Here is a 17580-nt window from a genome sequence, read left to right on the forward strand (position 1 = left end):
GAGTGAGACAGCGGAAAATCTCTTAAAAAGAGCTTTTTCCAAGTAAATATCTTATAATCAAAAGAAAATTTTTCTTTAAAAAGAAATTATTCCTCCAATTTTAACTATAAAATTATAAAAACAGGTGCGAATCTCCTTAGTAAATCGTGTTTGCCTCCTATTCGCACCAACTGAATTATTCATAATAATAACATTTAATCTCTAAAATTTTCAATATTATCCCATTTTATATGTTTAAGTCCCAAAAAGTCTTTGCTTGTTTAATTATTTCATAACAATTGAACGATTTGTTCATCTGTCGGCATATTTCGATCAAGCTCTTCTGCAAAAGCAGCCATTGGTAATGTAGTAAGCAATGTTGTAGTCGCTATACTTAATAATATTTTTTCATATATTTCTTACATTTTTTTACATTATAACACGCAAAAAAACCTCTCGAAGCTCGTCGAGAAGTTTTGTACATTATTGTTTTAAAAAGCGTTGTAACAACTTCATTTCTTTCGTTACATCCGTCTCACCATCGAGTTGGATTTTGTGCTGCATCGCATCGTTGAGCTGTTGCCAAATTTGATCGCTCATTGGCGTGAACTCCTCAATCGTAATGCGAGATGGCCAATATTTTTCAAAATCACTTCGGAAACGTTGCACAACTTGATCGCTAATAAAATACATGTCGCGGAACGTCAGCACAGCGGTCGCATTTGAAAGATCGGTGCGATCATGCTTGCAGACGAGCGTCACAGCGTCAATTTCACGCAATTCATATAAGCGTACATAGACTGACTGCAGTAATTCATAAATCATTTGTCTTTCTTGCCACTGTTCGATTGATGGTCTTGTCATATGACGCATTTGATAATCAATCTGATACAGACGACATTCCACAATGTTCAATGCTTCACCAATACGCATATAATCCGTTGCATAGTGATTCATATCGAATCGGCTCCTCTTACTTTAAATATCTACTACTATTATACAATCATTACGCAATATGCACTATTAAATTGCTTAAACCGAATGAAATTTAGTAAATGATTAGAAAATGTACGCCATAATCTAAAAATCTACTGTTTTTCCCTCACATATTTCGAGCTGTTTCTTTGACGCTTTAAACGACGAGAGGATTTTGCTTTCCGTGAAAATTTTTTGATTATTTTGACTGATGATTCATTCAATTTAGCATCAATATCATCATAATTCAGATTGAGCGAATTGGTTTATTTTGCATTTTTTTATATTTTTCTATAGACAACGACACGCTGTCTATCACATAATAGCGGACAAGAATATCATATTTTTAATATTCTAATAATTCAGATTAGAGGAGTGTTTTCCATGAACTATCGTCACTTATTAAAAGCGGGTATCGCTGCTTCAATGTTGCTTGTCGGAACAGGAACAGTTGCGCAAGCACAAACAACGAAAACGATCGATGCACAGCAAAGTACGTTTGCTGATGAAAAGATCACGTCTAAAAAAGAAGCGAAGTCGCTTTTAAAGGCACTACCCGATAATACGAAAGCACAACAAAACTATGATCAATACGAAGTTGTCGATGTAGAAAAAGATGACTTGAACTATACTCACTACACATTAAAGCCAAAAGCTGACAATGCGTATGCGGCAAATAAAGTCGTAAAAGTACACGTCGATGACAAGCAAAAAGTTGTTCTCGTCAACGGTGATTTAAACGCCAAAAAACTATCACCGAAAAATAACAAAAAATTATCAGAAAACCAAGCAATCAACAAGGCTTTTAAAGCGATCAAGCAAGACCAAAACAAAGTAAAAAATATTAATAACGCAAAAACAGTGAACAATATTTCTTATGGCGTCAATGACGATGGGACAAAGCTTATTTATGCGGTAGATATCGCTTATGTATCTCCTGAAGCAGCGCGTTGGAAAATCGAAGTCGATGCTGAAACGGGTGACGTACTGAAAAAGCAAAATATTTTAGCGGAAGCGGCCGCTATTGGTTCGGGTATCGGTGTGAACGGTGATACGAAATCACCACTAAACATCTCAACGACGACAGGTGGTTATACATTAACGGATGTGACGCATACAGGCAAAATTAATACGTACGATGCGCGTAACGGTACATCAAGTTTATACACAATTACAAATGCGACAAAAACGTTTACGACAACAGCTCAACGTGCAGCAGTGGACGCGCACTATTACGCTGACCAAGTATACGATTACTATTTAAACACACATAACCGTAATAGTTACGACGGCAAAGGTGCTCCAATCAATTCAGTCGTACACTATTCTCGCAACTACAATAATGCGTTCTGGAATGGTCAATACATGGTATATGGCGATGGTGACGGCCGTACATTTACAGCGTTATCTGGTGCAAATGATGTCATCGCACATGAATTAACACACGCTGTCACAGAAACGTCGGCAAACCTTGCTTACGAAAATCAACCAGGTGCGTTAAACGAATCATTCTCTGACGTTTTCGGTTACTTTGTCGATCCTGAAGATTGGTTAATGGGTGAAGATGTATATACACCAGGTGTGGCAGGAGATGCATTACGTAGCTTATCGAACCCAACATTATACGATCAACCGGCACATATGAATCAATATCAAAACTTACCGAATACAGAAGAGGGTGATTGGGGCGGCGTGCATATTAATAGCGGTATTCCAAACAAAGCAGCTTACAATACAATTCAAGCAATCGGTAAAGCAAAAGCTGAAAAAATTTACTATCGTGCATTAACACAATACTTAACAGCGAATGCACAATTTGTAGATGCGAAAAAAGCACTCGTGCAATCAGCGAACGATTTATACGGTTCAACAGAAGCACAAGCAGTCACATCGGCGTGGAACTCAGTTGGTGTCACAAACTAATTTAAACAACGAGAGCACTCACAGTGAAGATGTGAGTGCTTTTTTATATTTAAAGTTCTTTATACCTATATTTATTTAGTGACTATAGTTTTAAAATATAACTATATTTAGGATATGGGGGGGAGACAACATTGAAAAAGTTATTACTTGCAGCGACACTCGCTTTTGGCGCTACAACAGCAATTCAAGCAACAACAACACCGACAATAGAGGCAAGCGCGAAAAGCTATGCGATGTCTAATGCTTTTGCGAAAGATTTGCGCAATGGGACAATGCCACGTGCGAAAATTAAAGTTGGTTCAACATTTAGTACATTAAAGAAAAAATATCCAAATAGAAAATTTGGAGAGTCGGAAAGCTTTTTCCACTATAGGGTTAATAGTGAAGATTCTTTCGCATTTATGCGTAACGGTAGCTATGTAAAAAATAATGATAAAGTAGTTGTTTTCTACCGTACTTATGATTACCTTATTTCGAAATCGTCTATCCAAAAACATTTTGGTAAACCTGTATTGTCAAAACCGCTTTGGGATTTTGAAGGAGAAGGCTACTCTCGTGGAAGCATTTATAAAGCTGGTAAATATTATATCGACTATAGTACCTTCAATGGAAAAACATCACTTTTAGTAGGAACTAAAATCGGTGTCGGACTCAATTCAAACTCACAAATTAAGTAGTAGAAAAAAGTACATTTTCTTATATTTATTTCCGAACGTAAAAACAGCTCCTACTCCATCGAGTAAGAGCTGCTTTTTTATGCCAATCTTCTTTGTTGAATAAACGACGCAACGACCGCAACGGCAATAATTGCTGCACAGATGTACGCTGTTATGACGAGCGACGTCGCCTCATTCACTGTACCGATACCGATAATCGCCCAAACGAAAACGAGCGCGTAAAATTGATCGCGACGCGTATAAAGTGTAGCAATACAGAGTAATAGCGCAACGATTAACAATCCGATTGTCCCCGGCACTTCCCCAATTCCTAAACTCACATCGTAATGTTTGAGTGTATACGCCATGTTGGCAATCGTTGCAACAGAAATCCATCCTAAATAAAGTGAGAATGGCAGTCGCCCACCGAAATGTTTATCCCCTTTTGGATATGCCATATACAGGACGATTAAGTTAATGAGTAATGCAATCATCATCAATTGTGCCAACCAGAAAATTTCATAATGCCATGTGAGTAACCATAATACGTTAAACACACATGTGCCTAAAAATAAGTACACTTTACGTTGTGACAGTTCTTCATGTTTGCCGACACGTAGTAGTTGAATGATGAGCCAAATACCGACGAGTACATAAATGAGCCCCCAAATGGAAAAAACGTAGCCATCTGGTGTAAATAGCACGGTTAATCTATCCGAGATTTCTTGTTGCGATTGACCGTTAATATGCCCTGTACCGCCTAATGCATTCACGCCAATCATCACCGCAAAAAAGATGACCATCAAAACCCAATTTTTCATATGTCTCACCCCTTATTAGTCCCTTTCCTTCTTTTCATAAAAAGAAAACGTCTCCTATACGATGAAACTGTTCCCCCGTTTATCCTTTGCGCCATTCGGGAAAATTGTAATGTAACACTTTTGAGAGGGGGATTTTTATGGTTCAGATTATTGTAAATGGCGAATGTTACAGTGTTAGCGACGGGCAATCAATCGTTGATGCCTTGAATACATTAGCAATTGCCCACCCGCAAATTTGCTATACACCACCGTTAAATCCAGCACAAACGTGTGATACGTGTATTGCCGAGGTAGATGGCAAACTCGTGCGGACGTGTAGTACACCTGTAAAAGAAGGTATGCGTATTCAGCTAGATACGGACCGTGCAGAAAAAGCGCGAAAAGAAGCGATGAACCGGATTTTAGCGAACCATGAGCTGTACTGTACGGTTTGTGAAAATAACAACGGCAATTGTAAAGTGCATAACACCGTTGAACTTATGGGTATCGAAGATCAAAAATATCCATTTTCGGCAAAAGTATCGGGTCGTTACGTCGATGATTCTCACCCGTTTTACCGTTATGATCCAAATCAATGTATCGCTTGTGGGCAATGTGTGGAAATTTGCCAAACGGTGCAAGTAAATGAAACGTTGTCGATGGATTGGCAACGCGACCGTCCGATTGTGCTTTGGGACGGTGGAGCGACGATTAACGAATCGTCATGCGTCGGCTGTGGACAATGTGTAACCGTTTGTCCATGTAATGCATTACAAGAAAAATCGATGCTAAACGAAGCGGGTTATTTAACGAGTATGGAAAAACCGCTTTGGAATAAGATGGTTGAAGTCGTAAAAGAAGTGGAACCGCCGTACAGCCTTATTTTTGCGCTATCTGATATCGAATCCTCTATGCGTAAAAATCAAATTAAAAAGACGAAAACAGTATGTACGTTTTGTGGTGTCGGCTGTTCATTCGATGTTTGGACGAAAGACCGCAAAATTTTAAAAATCCAGCCTGAAGACGGCCCTGTCAATGCGCTATCAACATGTGTAAAAGGAAAATTTGGTTATGATTACGTTAATGATGAAGGTCGTCTCGCTGCGCCACTTATTCGTCAAGGCGACGAATTTGTCGAAGTTTCATGGGAAGAAGCGATTCAATTCGCGGCAAATGGCTTAAGACGTGTAAAAGAACAATATGGTAGCGATGCAATCGGTGTTATTTCTTCTTCTAAAATTACGAATGAAGAAAACTATGTCCTTCAAAAATTTGCGCGCCAAATAATCGGCACGAACAATGTTGATAACTGTTCACGCTATTGCCAAACGCCTGCAACAGACGGTCTTTTCCGAACGGTCGGCATGGGTGGCGATGCGGGGACGATTGAAGATATTGAAAGCGCAGGACTTGTCATGATCGTTGGTGCAAACTCTGCGGAAGCACACCCTGTTCTAGCTTCTCGTGTGAAACGTGCGCACAAATTTAACGGTCAAAAATTAATCGTCGCCGATTTACGTCGCAACGAAATGGCCACGCGTGCAGACGTCTTTTTACACCCGAAACAAGGGACGGACCAAGCATGGATTATGGGTGTGACGAAATATATCATTGACCAAGGCTGGCACGATGAAGCCTTTATTCAGGACAATACAGTTAATTTTGATGACTATTACGCAAGCCTTGAAGAATACACATTAGACTATGTAGAAAGTGTGACGGGTATCCCACAAGCGCAACTGATCGAAACAGCGCGCATGATTCATGAAGCGGACGGCACGTGTATTTTATGGGGTATGGGTGTCACACAAAACGTCGGTGGTAGTCATACGAGCGCAGCGATTTCGAATTTATTGCTCGTAACAGGCAATTATCGTAGACACGGAGCAGGTGCTTATCCGTTACGCGGTCATAACAACGTACAAGGTGCTTGTGATATGGGTACATTGCCAAATCAGTTCCCTGGTTATCAAAAAGTGTTTGATGAAAATGCCAATGCGAAATTCTCTGCGGCGTACGGTGTCGACATTCCAACAGAACCTGGGCTGAATCATATCGAAATGATGGACGCTATCGGTAAGGGCGACATTCAAGCGCTCTATATCGTCGGTGAAGAAGTAGCGCTTGTAGACGACAACTTAAATCAAGCGCGTCAATATTTAAGTGACTTGCCTTTTTTAATCGTTCAAGACATTACATTATCTGAAACAGCACAATATGCAGACGTCATTTTTCCTGGCGCTCCGTCACTTGAAAAAGAAGGCACGTTCACAAATACAGAACGTCGCGTTCAACGACTTCACGAAGCGCTCGAACCATTTGGCGAATCAAAACCAGATTGGGCCATTACACAATTGCTGGCGAATGCCCTCGGTGGCGATTGGCGTTATAGCGGTCCTGGGGATATTTTTAAAGAAATGACGCGTCTCACACCGCTATTTGCGCAAGCCGATTATGAAGCATTAGCTGGATACAATAGTTTTTTCTGGGGTAGCAATGACGGTGCGAGTACACCACTTTTATATGTGGACGGCTTTAACTTCCCAGATAAAAAAGCACGCTTTGCGATTCACGATTGGGTAGAGCCGGTGAAGTTCGACAAACAATATGATTTACATGTAAACAATGGCCGTCTGCTTGAACAATTCCATGAAGGGAATATGACGCGGAAATCAGCTGGTTTAAATTCACGTTTACCAGAAACATTCGTCGAAGTATCACCAGAATTGGCCGCAGAACGTCAAATTCCTGAAAATGCGCTCGTTCGTTTAAGCTCACCATTCGGTAGCGTAAAAGTACCTGTCGTTATTACCGATCGCGTGAGTGGTAACGAGCTGTTTTTACCGATGCATACGCGTCATAAAGATCTTGCGATTAATATGCTGACAGGTGCCGGATTTGATGAAAATACGAGCACGCCAGCATTTAAGCAAACAAAAGTAAAACTAGAAATTATCGGAGAAGCTGCGAAAAACCCGCTTCCGAAAAACAACCAACGTAATTTAAAACGTCATCCACTTATGAGTGTCGAAGTTGATAAAAAATGGAGACGTGCAGATTATGTCGAGTTAACAGATGGAGGTGTCGACCATGGCAAAGCCGATTAATACGGTACAACTAAAGCGACCGACGCAAGAAGAACTCGAGAAGTTACAGCTGGAGCGCTTATTATCAGACATTGCGGCGAATGAAGACGGCATTCGCAAATTGCTCAGCATTACGAAACAACTCAATGATATGGGTGGACTCGATGCTGTCGACCATTTGTTAAAATCACGTACAGAAGTCGGCCATATCGTCGTCGACCAAGTCCAAAAACCAGCTACGAAAAATTTAATTTTACTGCTACAAACAATTGCAGGCATTGGCGCTTCTGTTGACCGTTCCGCAACGGAAGATTTGTTGCAGGCAATTAAGACCGAACATGAGCAAGGGGCCACAACACGCGCACCACGTCGATATGCATTAAAAGGAATCTTTAAACTCGTTGGAGACCCTGACGTATGGCGTGCGACAGCGATGGCATTTGTCGTTTTAAAGGGCATTGGTTCGATGATGAAAAAATAATAAAAGGAGGTTCATGCTGACCATGAACCTCCTTTTTATTTAGACAAAAAATGAATATATCCAAATGCCAATACTCGGTATCAATAACACGATGACATACACCCATTTTAATGGGAAACACATCATCATTCGATCAATGATAAAGAATGTTGCAGCGGCTATCATACCAAGCCACCATAACAATATCCCTGCTATGCAATGGAATAGACCTGAAATAAGATGCTGCGCGATGCGATTTTTCGTCAGCAACCCACTAAGCCAATCACTCGCAAACGACGCAAATAAACCGTACGTTAGTACAATCATTGACGTGAACGTATAACCAACGACAAAATCTGCTAAAGTAGTTCGTTCACCCATCCACCATAAAGCAAATAACGCACTCGTAATCATGCCAGCTATTAACTTTCTTTTAAACCATGCTGCTTTCATTATCTTGTCCCCTTTTCCATATGCATACGGTATAAAAAAAGAATCGCATTTCGCAATTCTCATTTTTTAATCATTTACCCATAATCCTGTATAAGATAGGTCGTTTTTCTTACCTACCGATAAAGTAACTGTATTGTTCGCACGCGCTTTATGCATGACATAATATTTACCGCTTTTATAGGCGTTACGATAAATATAGCTGTCATAAAATTGTCCACCAATATAAGTATGATTTTTAAACGTTTGTTGCATGACAGAAGCTGTTAGTTTTTTCGTGAAACTAGATTGTTTAAACGTACGGTCAATGGCATATACTTTTGTTGAGCCGTAAACAGATGATTTACTAAATTTAGGGAATAAATAAATGGCTGTTGAGTTTCTCGTTGCATAATACACACCCATTTCTGAATCATACAACTTACCGCCTTTAACCGATTTCTTTAAAGTGTTGTATGTCATGCCAATTTTCCCTGGTGTTTTCGGTAATTTCCCTTGTGCGCCAAGTGTTTTCACCGTCGTTGGTGAAACTGCTGCTTGCGCAACACCTGCACTACTAAACATTAGTGATGCTGCTAATACTGTACCGATTAATTTTTTCATTTCCTTCATACCCTTCTTTTTAACCAGTCATATTTTATCAAAAAAGTGGAAATGTTTAAATATAATATTTAAAAAGGTCATATATCCAAACAACAGCACTTAAACCTAGTAATACATAAACGTGTATCCAACGAATATTGATGCGCATAGCAAGGCGATCAATACAGAAGAAAACAACCGCCGCAATGGCTCCAAAATACCACAAAATTAAACCGCCTGCACAGTGTAATAATGCGGATATAACAAACTGTCCCCAATGATTACTTGTAATTTGTCGACTTAACCAATCACTCAATAACGAAATCGCTAAACCATACGTCAAGACGATGGCACTTGTTAAACTGTAAACGAGCACAAATCCTTCAATATTAAATTGAACTTGAATAAACCAAAAGGTAAAAATCAGACTGGCAATCATTCCCGCAAATAATTTACGCTTCACATCTACTTTCATGTTGTTCCACTTCTCTCTATTTTTTAAAATACAATGAATAAGCATTGTCATGAAAAATACGCTGGGCATCTTTGCCACCAAATAACTGTTCAATGAGCGCAACATCATCACGATGAAACGGCCGCTTCGCTCTAGTAGACGGTAAATCTGTACCAAACATGAGCGCATGCGGATTAACAGCATGAATGGCCTTTAATGCTTCAGCTACGTTTAGCGACACACGTCCAAATCTAGTTGATTTTACGTAAACACCTTTCTCGACGAGCGATAATAAGTGTAGTAATACGTCCTTCGACAAACCTAGATGATCAACCGATACAGCCGGTAACGTTTTGATGACACCCGCGATATCCGGTAAATGTTTTGCATCTATATACAATTCACTATGCCAACTTGCCACATCGTACACACATCTTGCCAAACAATCCAGTTCAGAAATATTAGCCGATCCACCTCGCTGTACGTTAAAACGAATCGCTCTTACCCCTTGCTTCGTGTAAACGTCTAATTTCATTATCTTCTGTCACATGCGCAGGCAATTGCGTCACACCACAAAATTGAGGGCCCAGTCGCTGTAACGCACATACTAAATACCGTTGATCAAACACTTGAAATGAACCAGAAACTGAAAATCAATAATATGTACATGTGCGTCAAAACGTTTCATCGTATCTCTCCTTCAAAATGTATTCTTTCATAGTATTCACCTTTTTCATACCATTATCCTTCCTTCTCACAAAAGCGATTGCGTGAATCCTTCCCACAAATCCCGTATAATGGTATAAAAGGGGTGATGTGATGCAAACGACCATTGTTATGGGTATTTTTTTAGTTGGCATTATCGCAGCAATCGTATTAATGCGAGGACCAAATCCACGCTATATCATTAACTACATAAAAAAAGAACAAGCAAACGGTAACGTCGCGATGCGCATACAGTTTGAAGGCGACGATTATGCAAATGTAAATGCAGACCGACCACTACCACTAGCCAGTACCGTCAAGTGGCTCGTTGCGGTAGCTTTTGCAGAACAAGTGGCAGCAGGTAAACTATCGCTTGATCGACAAATACCAATTACCGCGCTTGAACGTTATTACTTACCAAAAGTAGACGGTGGCGCACATAGTGCCTGGATGGAGCAATTAGAAAGCGTTGTCGTGACATTAGAAGAAGTAGCACAAGGTATGATTCGCTATAGTTCAAATGCGAATACAGATTACTTAATTGACTTAATCGGCTTAGATGTGATTAACGCTTTACCAGAGCGCCTCGGTATGACACATCAAACGACTATCTATCCACTCGGCGCATCATTATATTTCCCATATGTTTATATGAAAGAGCACAAGTTGACTGCACAGCAATGCGCTTCGAAACTACGCGCAATGCCTGAAGATGAATATGTAGCAGGTATTTTAGCAGCACATGAGCAGTTAGCGGTACGTACATTGTCGACGGCTGAACGTAAAGACGTTGTCGAGCGTTTACCACTCGCTGTGCAACACGTTTGGTCAGACCGTCTACCGAAAGCATCTGCGAATGATTATGTTCATTTAATGCAAATCCTAAACGAACGTGCCTTTTTCTCAGATGAAATGTATGACGTGCTCGATACGTTATCAGATACAGCGAAAGTAAATCCACGTCGTTATAAACAATATGCTGAAAAAGGCGGGTCAACCGCTTGGATCATGACGTTAGCAATGTATGCGACGAAAGTAAACGACGCACAATTACAACTCGTTTTCCTCGCAAATTGTGATGACATGCATCGTCAAAAGAAATTACAACGTACGATTCATCGCTTTATCGGCAAATTTATTACAGATGCACGATTCCGCGAACAAGTCGCTGAACAATTATCAAAGGACTAGATTTTAAAGTATTCTAGTCTTTTTTTATGTCTTTTTACACGTGTTTTTTGACGCATTTTTCCAATTCTTCTTTAAAGCGAGTAATGATAGACCGAAACACAATATAGAGTTCAATTTTAGAAATGAGGGTTTTAGATGAAAAAAGCATTGTGGGCAAGTATATTATGCGGTGGACTGCTATTCACAACCGGTCAATCACCTGGAACACCGATAACAGCAGATGCAGCGACTGTTACGTATAAAACGACAGCTGTCTTAAACGTACGTGCGGGGGCGGGCACGAAGTACAAATCACTTGGTAAACTGGCGAAAGGAAAAGCAATTACTGTCAAGAAAACGGTCGGTTCTTGGTATCAAATTTCATTCAATGGTAAAACAGGATACGTGTCAAAATCATACGTCAAAGCCACGTCTGTATCAGCTCCAGCAACGACACAAACGAAAACAACTTATAAAACGACGGCTGTCTTAACTGTACGCGCCGGGGCAGGTACGAAATATAAATCGCTCGGCAAGCTCGCAAAAGGCCAAGCGATTACGATCAAAAAGACGGTTGGCTCTTGGTATCAAATTTCATTTAATGGCAAAACAGGATATGTATCAAAATCTTATGTCAAAGCAACAAAGACGACTGTCAAACCTGAAGTGCCTCAGTTTGAAGAAAAGTATTACACAACAGCTGATTTAAATATTCGCGCGGGCGCAGGTACGAGCTACAAAAAGCTCGGTCAAATTCCGAATAATACGCGCGTTTTCATTATGAAAACGGTTGGCTCTTGGTATCAAGTAACGTATGGCAATATGACAGGGTACGTTTCTAGTGCTTATGTGAAAAAAGAAACGTTCGCACATCAATATATGCCAGGAAAACTTTATAAAGTCGGTGTCGATTTACCGGCCGGTGAATATAAACTGTATACAGACGCTTATGGTAGCGTAGGTGTTTATGAAGATGCTGCAAAATCTATTGGCGTAGCTGGTTTTACATTCCGTAATTTTGGTTATGTTACTGTAGAAAATGGACAATATGTACAGTTTGAAGATGCATTTGCGGTACCGATTGCTGATGCGAAGCCGTATAACTTAGAAGAAAACGAAGGTAAATATTCATCAGGTCTTTATAAGGTTGGCTATGATATTCCTTCTGGGCAATACGATTTATATAGAATGCGAACAGGCTACGGGCATGTTACGCAATATGTTGAGGCAAACAAACGAAATGTCACTTTTTCTGAAAAATTCGATGATGATAACGAAAATTATATTGGCACTTATACTATCGCCTCTTATGGCTATGTAGAATTTGAAGAAGCTTACGGCGTACTAGCAGAAAAAGCTGAAACAACACCAGACCCATCATTAGAATTGCAATCAGGTTATTACCAAAATGGTAAAGATTTTTATTTACCACCAGGTACGTATTTATTAGATCCTTACTGGACGAGTCGAAGTCCTTATGGAGCAATCGAAGTACGTGATAAATATGGCAATATCATTTGTACGGATTCTTATTATGATACTGTCGTAAATCATTCCCATTTACCACATTACACCGTAAAAATTGATGAAGGTTCTACTATTTATTTAAATAATATCGCCACATACTTTATCAAACAGTAAAAAAGAGCAATCGCTACATCAGCGATTGCCCTTTTTTATTTCCGTCCACTGAACAACACATGCCCCGCTGCTAATGGCGTCACCATCACGGTATTAAAGCCGACATCGTTTAGCAAACGAAGATATCTCGCAACGGACAGTGGTTGGAATGTCGTATGGGGATCTCGGTACATATTCCATTCATTATTTGCGTAATAATCATACGCCTCTTCACTACCGAAATAGAGCATCGATTGCTCACGTACAATAGCATCTAACTCATCTGCAAATTGAACAAGTTCCGCTTCATCAGTCGGTGCAATCATTTCTAAAAACATGACACCCCCATCCGGCTGTAACGAGCGATACAACTGCTTTAAAAATGTTCGTTTATACGCATCATCAATTTCATATAACGAAAAGCTACTCACATAGTAAGAAACTGGGGTTAATTGCTTCGTCCACGTTTCCGCTTTCAAATCAAAATCTTGATATGTCACACGCCGTTCAAATGAAGTAATTGCCGGCTTTAACGTTCTTTGCAACATATCTGTACGATCTAACGCAATTACTTTTGCTTTCGGAAAATGACTTAAAATCGCTTTCGTTAACCAACCATCACCTGGACAAATGTCTGCAAACGTGAATGTTTCATCTCGCGTATGACGAATAAACTGTATCACCGATTCAACAATCCGTTCCCGTTGCGGAATAAATGCCTTTCGAAATATCAAAAACGTATCACTTTTCGTATGTGACCACGTCATCGAACCACCCCTTTTCCATTTCTATACCCGCTTTCTATGAAAAAGACCGAAAAAAAACGTACAGTTACCTGTACGTTTTCATCATTATTTAAAAGGTAGATGTGGTTTTTCATCTGCATAAATAGAATAAGTCCAAGACCCATTTTCCATCTTCTCACACGCTTCATCTGCGCAAGAAAAAATATACGTCTGACGATCCGTACGCACACTTACTTCGTAGTAGTAAGGAAAAGCGCCACCTTTATTTTTATCAAGCCATGGTTCAATCGCAATGACATCTTCTTTTTTAGCGATCTTTTGATACGCTGGACTATCGATTGTTTTCTTAACCATTTCACTTAATACAACCCTGTCTTCTTCATCTGGAATATATGGTTTTTCGAACCAATACCATTTTCCTAATAAACATAAATTACCGACTACACTTAATATGAGTAAGCCCACTATCACCTTTGACTTCATCTTTTTCCCTCCCGCACGTATCGTTATAATTTGCTTTCAATAAAACGACGACGTGGTTCTAAAAAGGATGGCAACATTAGCGGAATTTTATCAAAATTAGATGTATCGATGTCTATTTTTTCAAATTCAGTTTGCTCTGTTGCGACTTCAATTAATAAATTATTTGGTTCTCGGTAATAAAGTGATTGGAAAAACTCACGGTTTTTAATGCCTGAGTACGGGAAGTTTTTATTCAAAATCTTTTCTTCGACGCCGAGTAAAGCACTATAATTTTCAACGTTTAATGCAATATGTTGAATCGCGCCTACTCCAGTCACTTCAACGTCACGCGTACGGTCTTCCCATAAATGAAGCGTTTGACCAAGCAACGCATCTGCTTTTCCGAGTATCGTCACCGCATGTCCATCTGCTGTCGTTTCATCTACGATTTCAGCATCAAACATATCAACAAATGCACGCGCTGATGCTTTCGCATAGCGCACGCGACAATGAATCGAATCAATTCCTGTAATGGCGTGTGCTAGTGGAATATCAGCCGTTTCACGCGGAAATACTTCATCATTGCCTTTTTGTGCTGTTAAGCCAAGTTGAACGCCTGACGGATCTTCAAAGCGTAAAATTTTTGCACCGTTGTAGTCTTCAATGTCACAGTTAAACACATCGTTCGCTTCTAGACGTTGTTGCCAAAATGTCAGCGAGTCCTCAGAAGGAACAGCAAATACAGTGCGATCTAATGAATTCGTCCCGAACTTTTTCATCGCCCCGTGTTTCATTTCAAAAACGCTAAATTCTGTGCCTGGGCGCCCTGTCGTATCTCCGAAGAAAATATGGTACATTTCTAAATCATCTTGGTTAACCGTTTTCAGTAGAAAATCAAGGCCAAGTACCTTATGATAAAAATTAAACGCATCAAGTGTGTTTCTATTAATCACTGATACGTGATGAATGAATGGATGTTTCATTTATATACACGTCCTTTAGGAGGGATTTTATGCATTACTTACAAATTGATGGCCCATCTGATGAATGGTTTGTATTATTCCATGGTACAGGTGGTAGTGAATATAGTCTACTGCAAATTGCAGGAGATCTCTATTCAAAAGCTTCTATTTTAACATTTTCCGGTGATGTCGCAGCGGGTGCGAGTCGTCGATTTTTTGCGCCACTAGAGCAAGGCCAATTAAACCGTACAGATTTCAATACCCGTATTGATGACTTTTTATCAAATTGGCCATCGATTCGCCCGAACGCTTCACGTCTTACATTCATTGGTTATTCGAACGGGGCCAATTTCGTGCTCGGCTTGTTAGAAAAACAACCTCATATTGCGGAACGTGTCGTACTACTTCACCCATCTAATTTACAATATGATTTCCAAGCAGGTAGCGATGCACAAATCATCATGACGACAGGTGCGATGGACACACTATCATTGCCAGGTGATGTCTTACAATTATCAAAACAGTTAGAAGCTGTTTTCCCAAACACGACATTAAAACTACTCGACGGCGGTCATGGTACGACAGATGCAGAAATAGACTACGTTAAACATATGTTGAAATCGTGACAACGACAGCGTTTGTGACGCTTTTCTAATTATTTAGCGGTATAATAAAAGGGCTTACACATATTTAAGGAGTGAACAACGAGATGTTACTAATCATCGGTGCGATTGTTTTTGTTATTTTGTTTGCGATGATGGGGCTTATGACGCTTTCTCAAAAGAAATTGCTAACCCCTGAATCTGTTTTACAATTTGCGAAAAGTAATCGCAATAAAGTATCGTTAACGGTACACCAAAACGGTAAAGGCATCGGTGCGATCAATGCCCTTCAACCTTTCCCACTTGTGAATACAAGTCATTTAATTATCGCAGTCGAATATGCAACACAAGCAGCTGCTGGCAAAATTGATGCGACGCAAAAAGTGAATTTTGATGATATTGAAAAATTCCACATTCCAAAACTAGAAGGCGATCAACATCGTGAATGGGTCGCACAAATGAAACGTGCGCGTCATAAAAAAGATGTGCCATTGCAAGAAGTCGTTCACGGTATGCTGCGTTACAATTCATTCGCAAATGCTGAATATTTAATGTACGTATTAGGCATTGCGAATATTAATGAATGTCTACGCAAACTGAAAATGTCAAAACACGATCCTATTTATCCGATGGCAAGTGCTTTATATATTGCTGATCAACAAATAGATATCATTGACTACCGCAAACAAGCGAATGCGATTCATCAAGCAATGATGGAAACGCCAAAAACACAACCAGAACGCGCAACCGCACGTAAACATTCAACGTTAAAAACGTGGGCTGAACGTTTACCAAAATCAACGACAAAAGATTATGTATCACTTGTGAAAAAGATTAATAACCAAAACTTTTTCGACAAAGAAGTGTATCATTATTTAACGCCTGTTTTAGAAGATATGATTATCGTTCAAAATACGAAAGATTTCATCACACATGGCGGTCAATTTTTAAGTTTAACAGCATCAGCCGTCAATGCGGTCATGTACTTTACAGATAAAAGTGGCAACCGTATCGAGCTCGCTGTGTTCTTACAAAACTTAACACCACAAGAACAAATGAAATTATCAATGAGTATGCCAAACTTCTTCTCACAAATCGTGAAAGACCCTGTTTTCCGCAAACGCATTGAAATGCAAGCAAAAGACTAAAAAAGGCTGCGTACCAGTTCATTGGTACACAGCTTTTTTTAATTGTATATAAATTCCCAAATAATAAACACAACCGCTAAAATAGATAAAAAAAGAAGCCATTTGATAAATGTTCCGCCATTTGAAGGCTTTGCAGGTTCAATTTCAAGAACAGCTGGCATGTCACCTGCAGTAAAGGCATTTCCTTCAAAATTTACATTTTGCAAATCAGCTGACGTAAAATCAGCAACCCTTTCTGTGTCTGTATATTTACATTCCGTAAACGTGCTATAGGCCAAATTTGCATCTGCGAACTGTGCCCCTGTCAAATCACAACGCCGAAAAGTAGCGTATTGTAAATTGGCATGATTTAACGAGGCGCCTTGAAAACGACAATCGACAAATGTAGTATAGGCAAAATTCCGACGCGACAACTGCTGAAATGAAAAGTCTGCGTTGTGTACTTCTTTCTTTGGTGTAGGAGGTAGCATGACATCTTGTTCTTTCATGGACTTCATTTTATACACCCCTCTACTAGCTTATTGTTATTTAGTACCCGCTTCATCATAAAAATAGGCATCTTCCTGAGAAGATGCCTTGAAAATTATTTTTGACGACTTGCTAAACCGACTGCTTGATTGTAATACGTTTCGTCTTCTAATGATTTCACCATGAAGTGTGCGACACTTGCACGTGGAATATCGTACGACGTTGTCGGTACGCCTTCAAACGCTTCTGCGTAGTCTGTCTCTAATGGTTTGTCTTTTAAACTATATGGACGTGCAATCGTATAAACGACGCTTGAATCTGCTATTGAACTA

The 17580-nt window shown here is 39.7% G+C and carries 18 protein-coding genes, 1 pseudogene and 1 CRISPR repeat array (1 of these 20 running past the window's edge); of the genes and pseudogenes, 8 read left to right on the forward strand and 11 right to left on the reverse strand.

Annotated elements, in window-relative coordinates; all coding sequences use genetic code 11:
• Positions 1-9: a CRISPR direct-repeat array (repeat unit 32 nt); it begins 551 nt to the left of the window's first position.
• A 453-nt stretch (positions 10-462) separates the two neighbouring features.
• Positions 463-936 (reverse strand): hypothetical protein, encoded by a 474-nt coding sequence (locus tag KMHG_RS09785; RefSeq protein WP_010289125.1) that lies wholly within the window; start codon positions 934-936, stop codon positions 463-465.
• A gap of 444 nt (positions 937-1380) precedes the next feature.
• Here KMHG_RS09785 and KMHG_RS09790 point away from each other — a divergent pair, with 444 nt between their 5' ends.
• Both KMHG_RS09790 and KMHG_RS09795 read left to right on the forward strand, forming a co-directional pair.
• Positions 1381-2877, forward strand: a complete 1497-nt coding sequence (locus KMHG_RS09790; RefSeq protein ID WP_390619077.1) for a M4 family metallopeptidase — start codon at positions 1381-1383, stop codon at positions 2875-2877.
• A gap of 131 nt (positions 2878-3008) precedes the next feature.
• Positions 3009-3554 (forward strand): glycoside hydrolase family protein, encoded by a 546-nt coding sequence (locus KMHG_RS09795; protein WP_010289128.1) that lies wholly within the window; start codon positions 3009-3011, stop codon positions 3552-3554.
• A gap of 77 nt (positions 3555-3631) precedes the next feature.
• Here KMHG_RS09795 and KMHG_RS09800 read toward each other — a convergent pair whose 3' ends face one another.
• Positions 3632-4354 carry a TspO/MBR family protein gene (locus KMHG_RS09800; protein WP_010289129.1) on the reverse strand — a complete coding sequence of 241 codons (723 nt, stop codon included), beginning with the start codon at positions 4352-4354 and terminating at the stop codon, positions 3632-3634.
• 137 nt (positions 4355-4491) lie between these two features.
• Between KMHG_RS09800 and fdhF the strand changes: the two genes are divergently transcribed.
• Both fdhF and KMHG_RS09810 read left to right on the forward strand, forming a co-directional pair.
• On the forward strand, positions 4492-7440 hold the full coding sequence (gene fdhF / locus KMHG_RS09805; RefSeq protein ID WP_010289130.1) for a formate dehydrogenase subunit alpha: 2949 nt from the start codon (positions 4492-4494) through the stop codon (positions 7438-7440).
• Entirely contained in the window at positions 7424-7900 is a 477-nt protein-coding gene (locus KMHG_RS09810) for a helical membrane plugin domain-containing protein (protein ID WP_010289131.1), read from the forward strand. Before fdhF ends, KMHG_RS09810 begins: the two co-directional genes overlap by 17 nt.
• A gap of 39 nt (positions 7901-7939) precedes the next feature.
• On the opposite strand, the gene KMHG_RS09815 is transcribed toward KMHG_RS09810, so the two are convergent.
• The 4 genes and pseudogenes from KMHG_RS09815 to KMHG_RS18765 form a co-directional block, all read right to left on the reverse strand.
• Complete coding sequence (locus KMHG_RS09815; RefSeq protein ID WP_010289132.1) at positions 7940-8332, reverse strand: hypothetical protein; 393 nt, start codon at positions 8330-8332, stop codon at positions 7940-7942.
• A gap of 66 nt (positions 8333-8398) precedes the next feature.
• Positions 8399-8932: a hypothetical protein gene (locus KMHG_RS09820; RefSeq protein WP_010289133.1), complete on the reverse strand. Its 534-nt coding sequence runs from the start codon at positions 8930-8932 to the stop codon at positions 8399-8401.
• Positions 8933-8987: 55 nt separating this feature from the next.
• Entirely contained in the window at positions 8988-9386 is a 399-nt protein-coding gene (locus KMHG_RS09825; protein WP_010289138.1) for a hypothetical protein, read from the reverse strand.
• Between the two features lie 16 nt (positions 9387-9402).
• Positions 9403-10012 (reverse strand): annotated as a pseudogene (locus KMHG_RS18765) (amidohydrolase family protein); the annotation flags it as partial.
• Positions 10013-10184: 172 nt separating this feature from the next.
• Between KMHG_RS18765 and KMHG_RS09835 the strand changes: the two are divergent.
• Together KMHG_RS09835 and KMHG_RS18410 are read left to right on the forward strand one after the other, a co-directional pair.
• On the forward strand, positions 10185-11261 hold the full coding sequence (locus tag KMHG_RS09835) for a serine hydrolase (protein ID WP_010289140.1): 1077 nt from the start codon (positions 10185-10187) through the stop codon (positions 11259-11261).
• A gap of 135 nt (positions 11262-11396) precedes the next feature.
• Positions 11397-12881 carry an SH3 domain-containing protein gene (locus tag KMHG_RS18410; RefSeq protein WP_010289141.1) on the forward strand — a complete coding sequence of 495 codons (1485 nt, stop codon included), beginning with the start codon at positions 11397-11399 and terminating at the stop codon, positions 12879-12881.
• Positions 12882-12916: 35 nt separating this feature from the next.
• Here the strand turns inward: KMHG_RS18410 and KMHG_RS09845 are convergent, their stop codons facing one another.
• The 3 genes from KMHG_RS09845 to KMHG_RS09855 form a co-directional block, all read right to left on the reverse strand.
• Entirely contained in the window at positions 12917-13627 is a 711-nt protein-coding gene (locus KMHG_RS09845) for a class I SAM-dependent methyltransferase (protein ID WP_010289142.1), read from the reverse strand.
• A gap of 84 nt (positions 13628-13711) precedes the next feature.
• On the reverse strand, positions 13712-14089 hold the full coding sequence (locus KMHG_RS09850) for a hypothetical protein (RefSeq protein ID WP_010289143.1): 378 nt from the start codon (positions 14087-14089) through the stop codon (positions 13712-13714).
• A 23-nt stretch (positions 14090-14112) separates the two neighbouring features.
• Positions 14113-15051 (reverse strand): VOC family protein, encoded by a 939-nt coding sequence (locus KMHG_RS09855; RefSeq protein ID WP_010289144.1) that lies wholly within the window; start codon positions 15049-15051, stop codon positions 14113-14115.
• A gap of 29 nt (positions 15052-15080) precedes the next feature.
• Here KMHG_RS09855 and KMHG_RS09860 point away from each other — a divergent pair, with 29 nt between their 5' ends.
• Complete coding sequence (locus tag KMHG_RS09860; RefSeq protein ID WP_010289145.1) at positions 15081-15656, forward strand: alpha/beta hydrolase; 576 nt, start codon at positions 15081-15083, stop codon at positions 15654-15656.
• Between the two features lie 83 nt (positions 15657-15739).
• Positions 15740-16780, forward strand: coding sequence for a serine hydrolase (locus tag KMHG_RS09865; RefSeq protein ID WP_010289146.1), 1041 nt, complete (start codon positions 15740-15742; stop codon positions 16778-16780).
• Between the two features lie 38 nt (positions 16781-16818).
• Here KMHG_RS09865 and KMHG_RS09870 read toward each other — a convergent pair whose 3' ends face one another.
• Positions 16819-17277, reverse strand: coding sequence for a pentapeptide repeat-containing protein (locus tag KMHG_RS09870; RefSeq protein ID WP_010289148.1), 459 nt, complete (start codon positions 17275-17277; stop codon positions 16819-16821).
• Positions 17278-17363: 86 nt separating this feature from the next.
• Positions 17364-17580: NAD(P)H-binding protein (locus KMHG_RS17715; protein ID WP_010289149.1), on the reverse strand; the 217-nt coding region annotated here is incomplete at its 5' end.

This window comes from Kurthia massiliensis, assembly GCF_000285555.1.
Taxonomy (GTDB): domain Bacteria; phylum Bacillota; class Bacilli; order Bacillales_A; family Planococcaceae; genus Kurthia; species Kurthia massiliensis.

Coding starts and splice junctions, on each gene's coding strand:
- KMHG_RS09785 (WP_010289125.1), bottom strand. CDS start 936: ATGAATCACTATGCAACGGATTATATGCGTATTGGTGAAGCATTGAAC.
- KMHG_RS09790 (WP_390619077.1), top strand. CDS start 1,381: ATGTTGCTTGTCGGAACAGGAACAGTTGCGCAAGCACAAACAACGAAA.
- KMHG_RS09800 (WP_010289129.1), bottom strand. CDS start 4,354: ATGAAAAATTGGGTTTTGATGGTCATCTTTTTTGCGGTGATGATTGGC.
- fdhF (WP_010289130.1), top strand. CDS start 4,492: ATGGTTCAGATTATTGTAAATGGCGAATGTTACAGTGTTAGCGACGGG.
- KMHG_RS09810 (WP_010289131.1), top strand. CDS start 7,424: ATGGCAAAGCCGATTAATACGGTACAACTAAAGCGACCGACGCAAGAA.
- KMHG_RS09815 (WP_010289132.1), bottom strand. CDS start 8,332: ATGAAAGCAGCATGGTTTAAAAGAAAGTTAATAGCTGGCATGATTACG.
- KMHG_RS09820 (WP_010289133.1), bottom strand. CDS start 8,932: ATGAAAAAATTAATCGGTACAGTATTAGCAGCATCACTAATGTTTAGT.
- KMHG_RS09825 (WP_010289138.1), bottom strand. CDS start 9,386: ATGAAAGTAGATGTGAAGCGTAAATTATTTGCGGGAATGATTGCCAGT.
- KMHG_RS09835 (WP_010289140.1), top strand. CDS start 10,185: ATGCAAACGACCATTGTTATGGGTATTTTTTTAGTTGGCATTATCGCA.
- KMHG_RS18410 (WP_010289141.1), top strand. CDS start 11,397: ATGAAAAAAGCATTGTGGGCAAGTATATTATGCGGTGGACTGCTATTC.
- KMHG_RS09845 (WP_010289142.1), bottom strand. CDS start 13,627: ATGACGTGGTCACATACGAAAAGTGATACGTTTTTGATATTTCGAAAG.
- KMHG_RS09850 (WP_010289143.1), bottom strand. CDS start 14,089: ATGAAGTCAAAGGTGATAGTGGGCTTACTCATATTAAGTGTAGTCGGT.
- KMHG_RS09855 (WP_010289144.1), bottom strand. CDS start 15,051: ATGAAACATCCATTCATTCATCACGTATCAGTGATTAATAGAAACACA.
- KMHG_RS09860 (WP_010289145.1), top strand. CDS start 15,081: ATGCATTACTTACAAATTGATGGCCCATCTGATGAATGGTTTGTATTA.
- KMHG_RS09865 (WP_010289146.1), top strand. CDS start 15,740: ATGTTACTAATCATCGGTGCGATTGTTTTTGTTATTTTGTTTGCGATG.
- KMHG_RS09870 (WP_010289148.1), bottom strand. CDS start 17,277: ATGAAGTCCATGAAAGAACAAGATGTCATGCTACCTCCTACACCAAAG.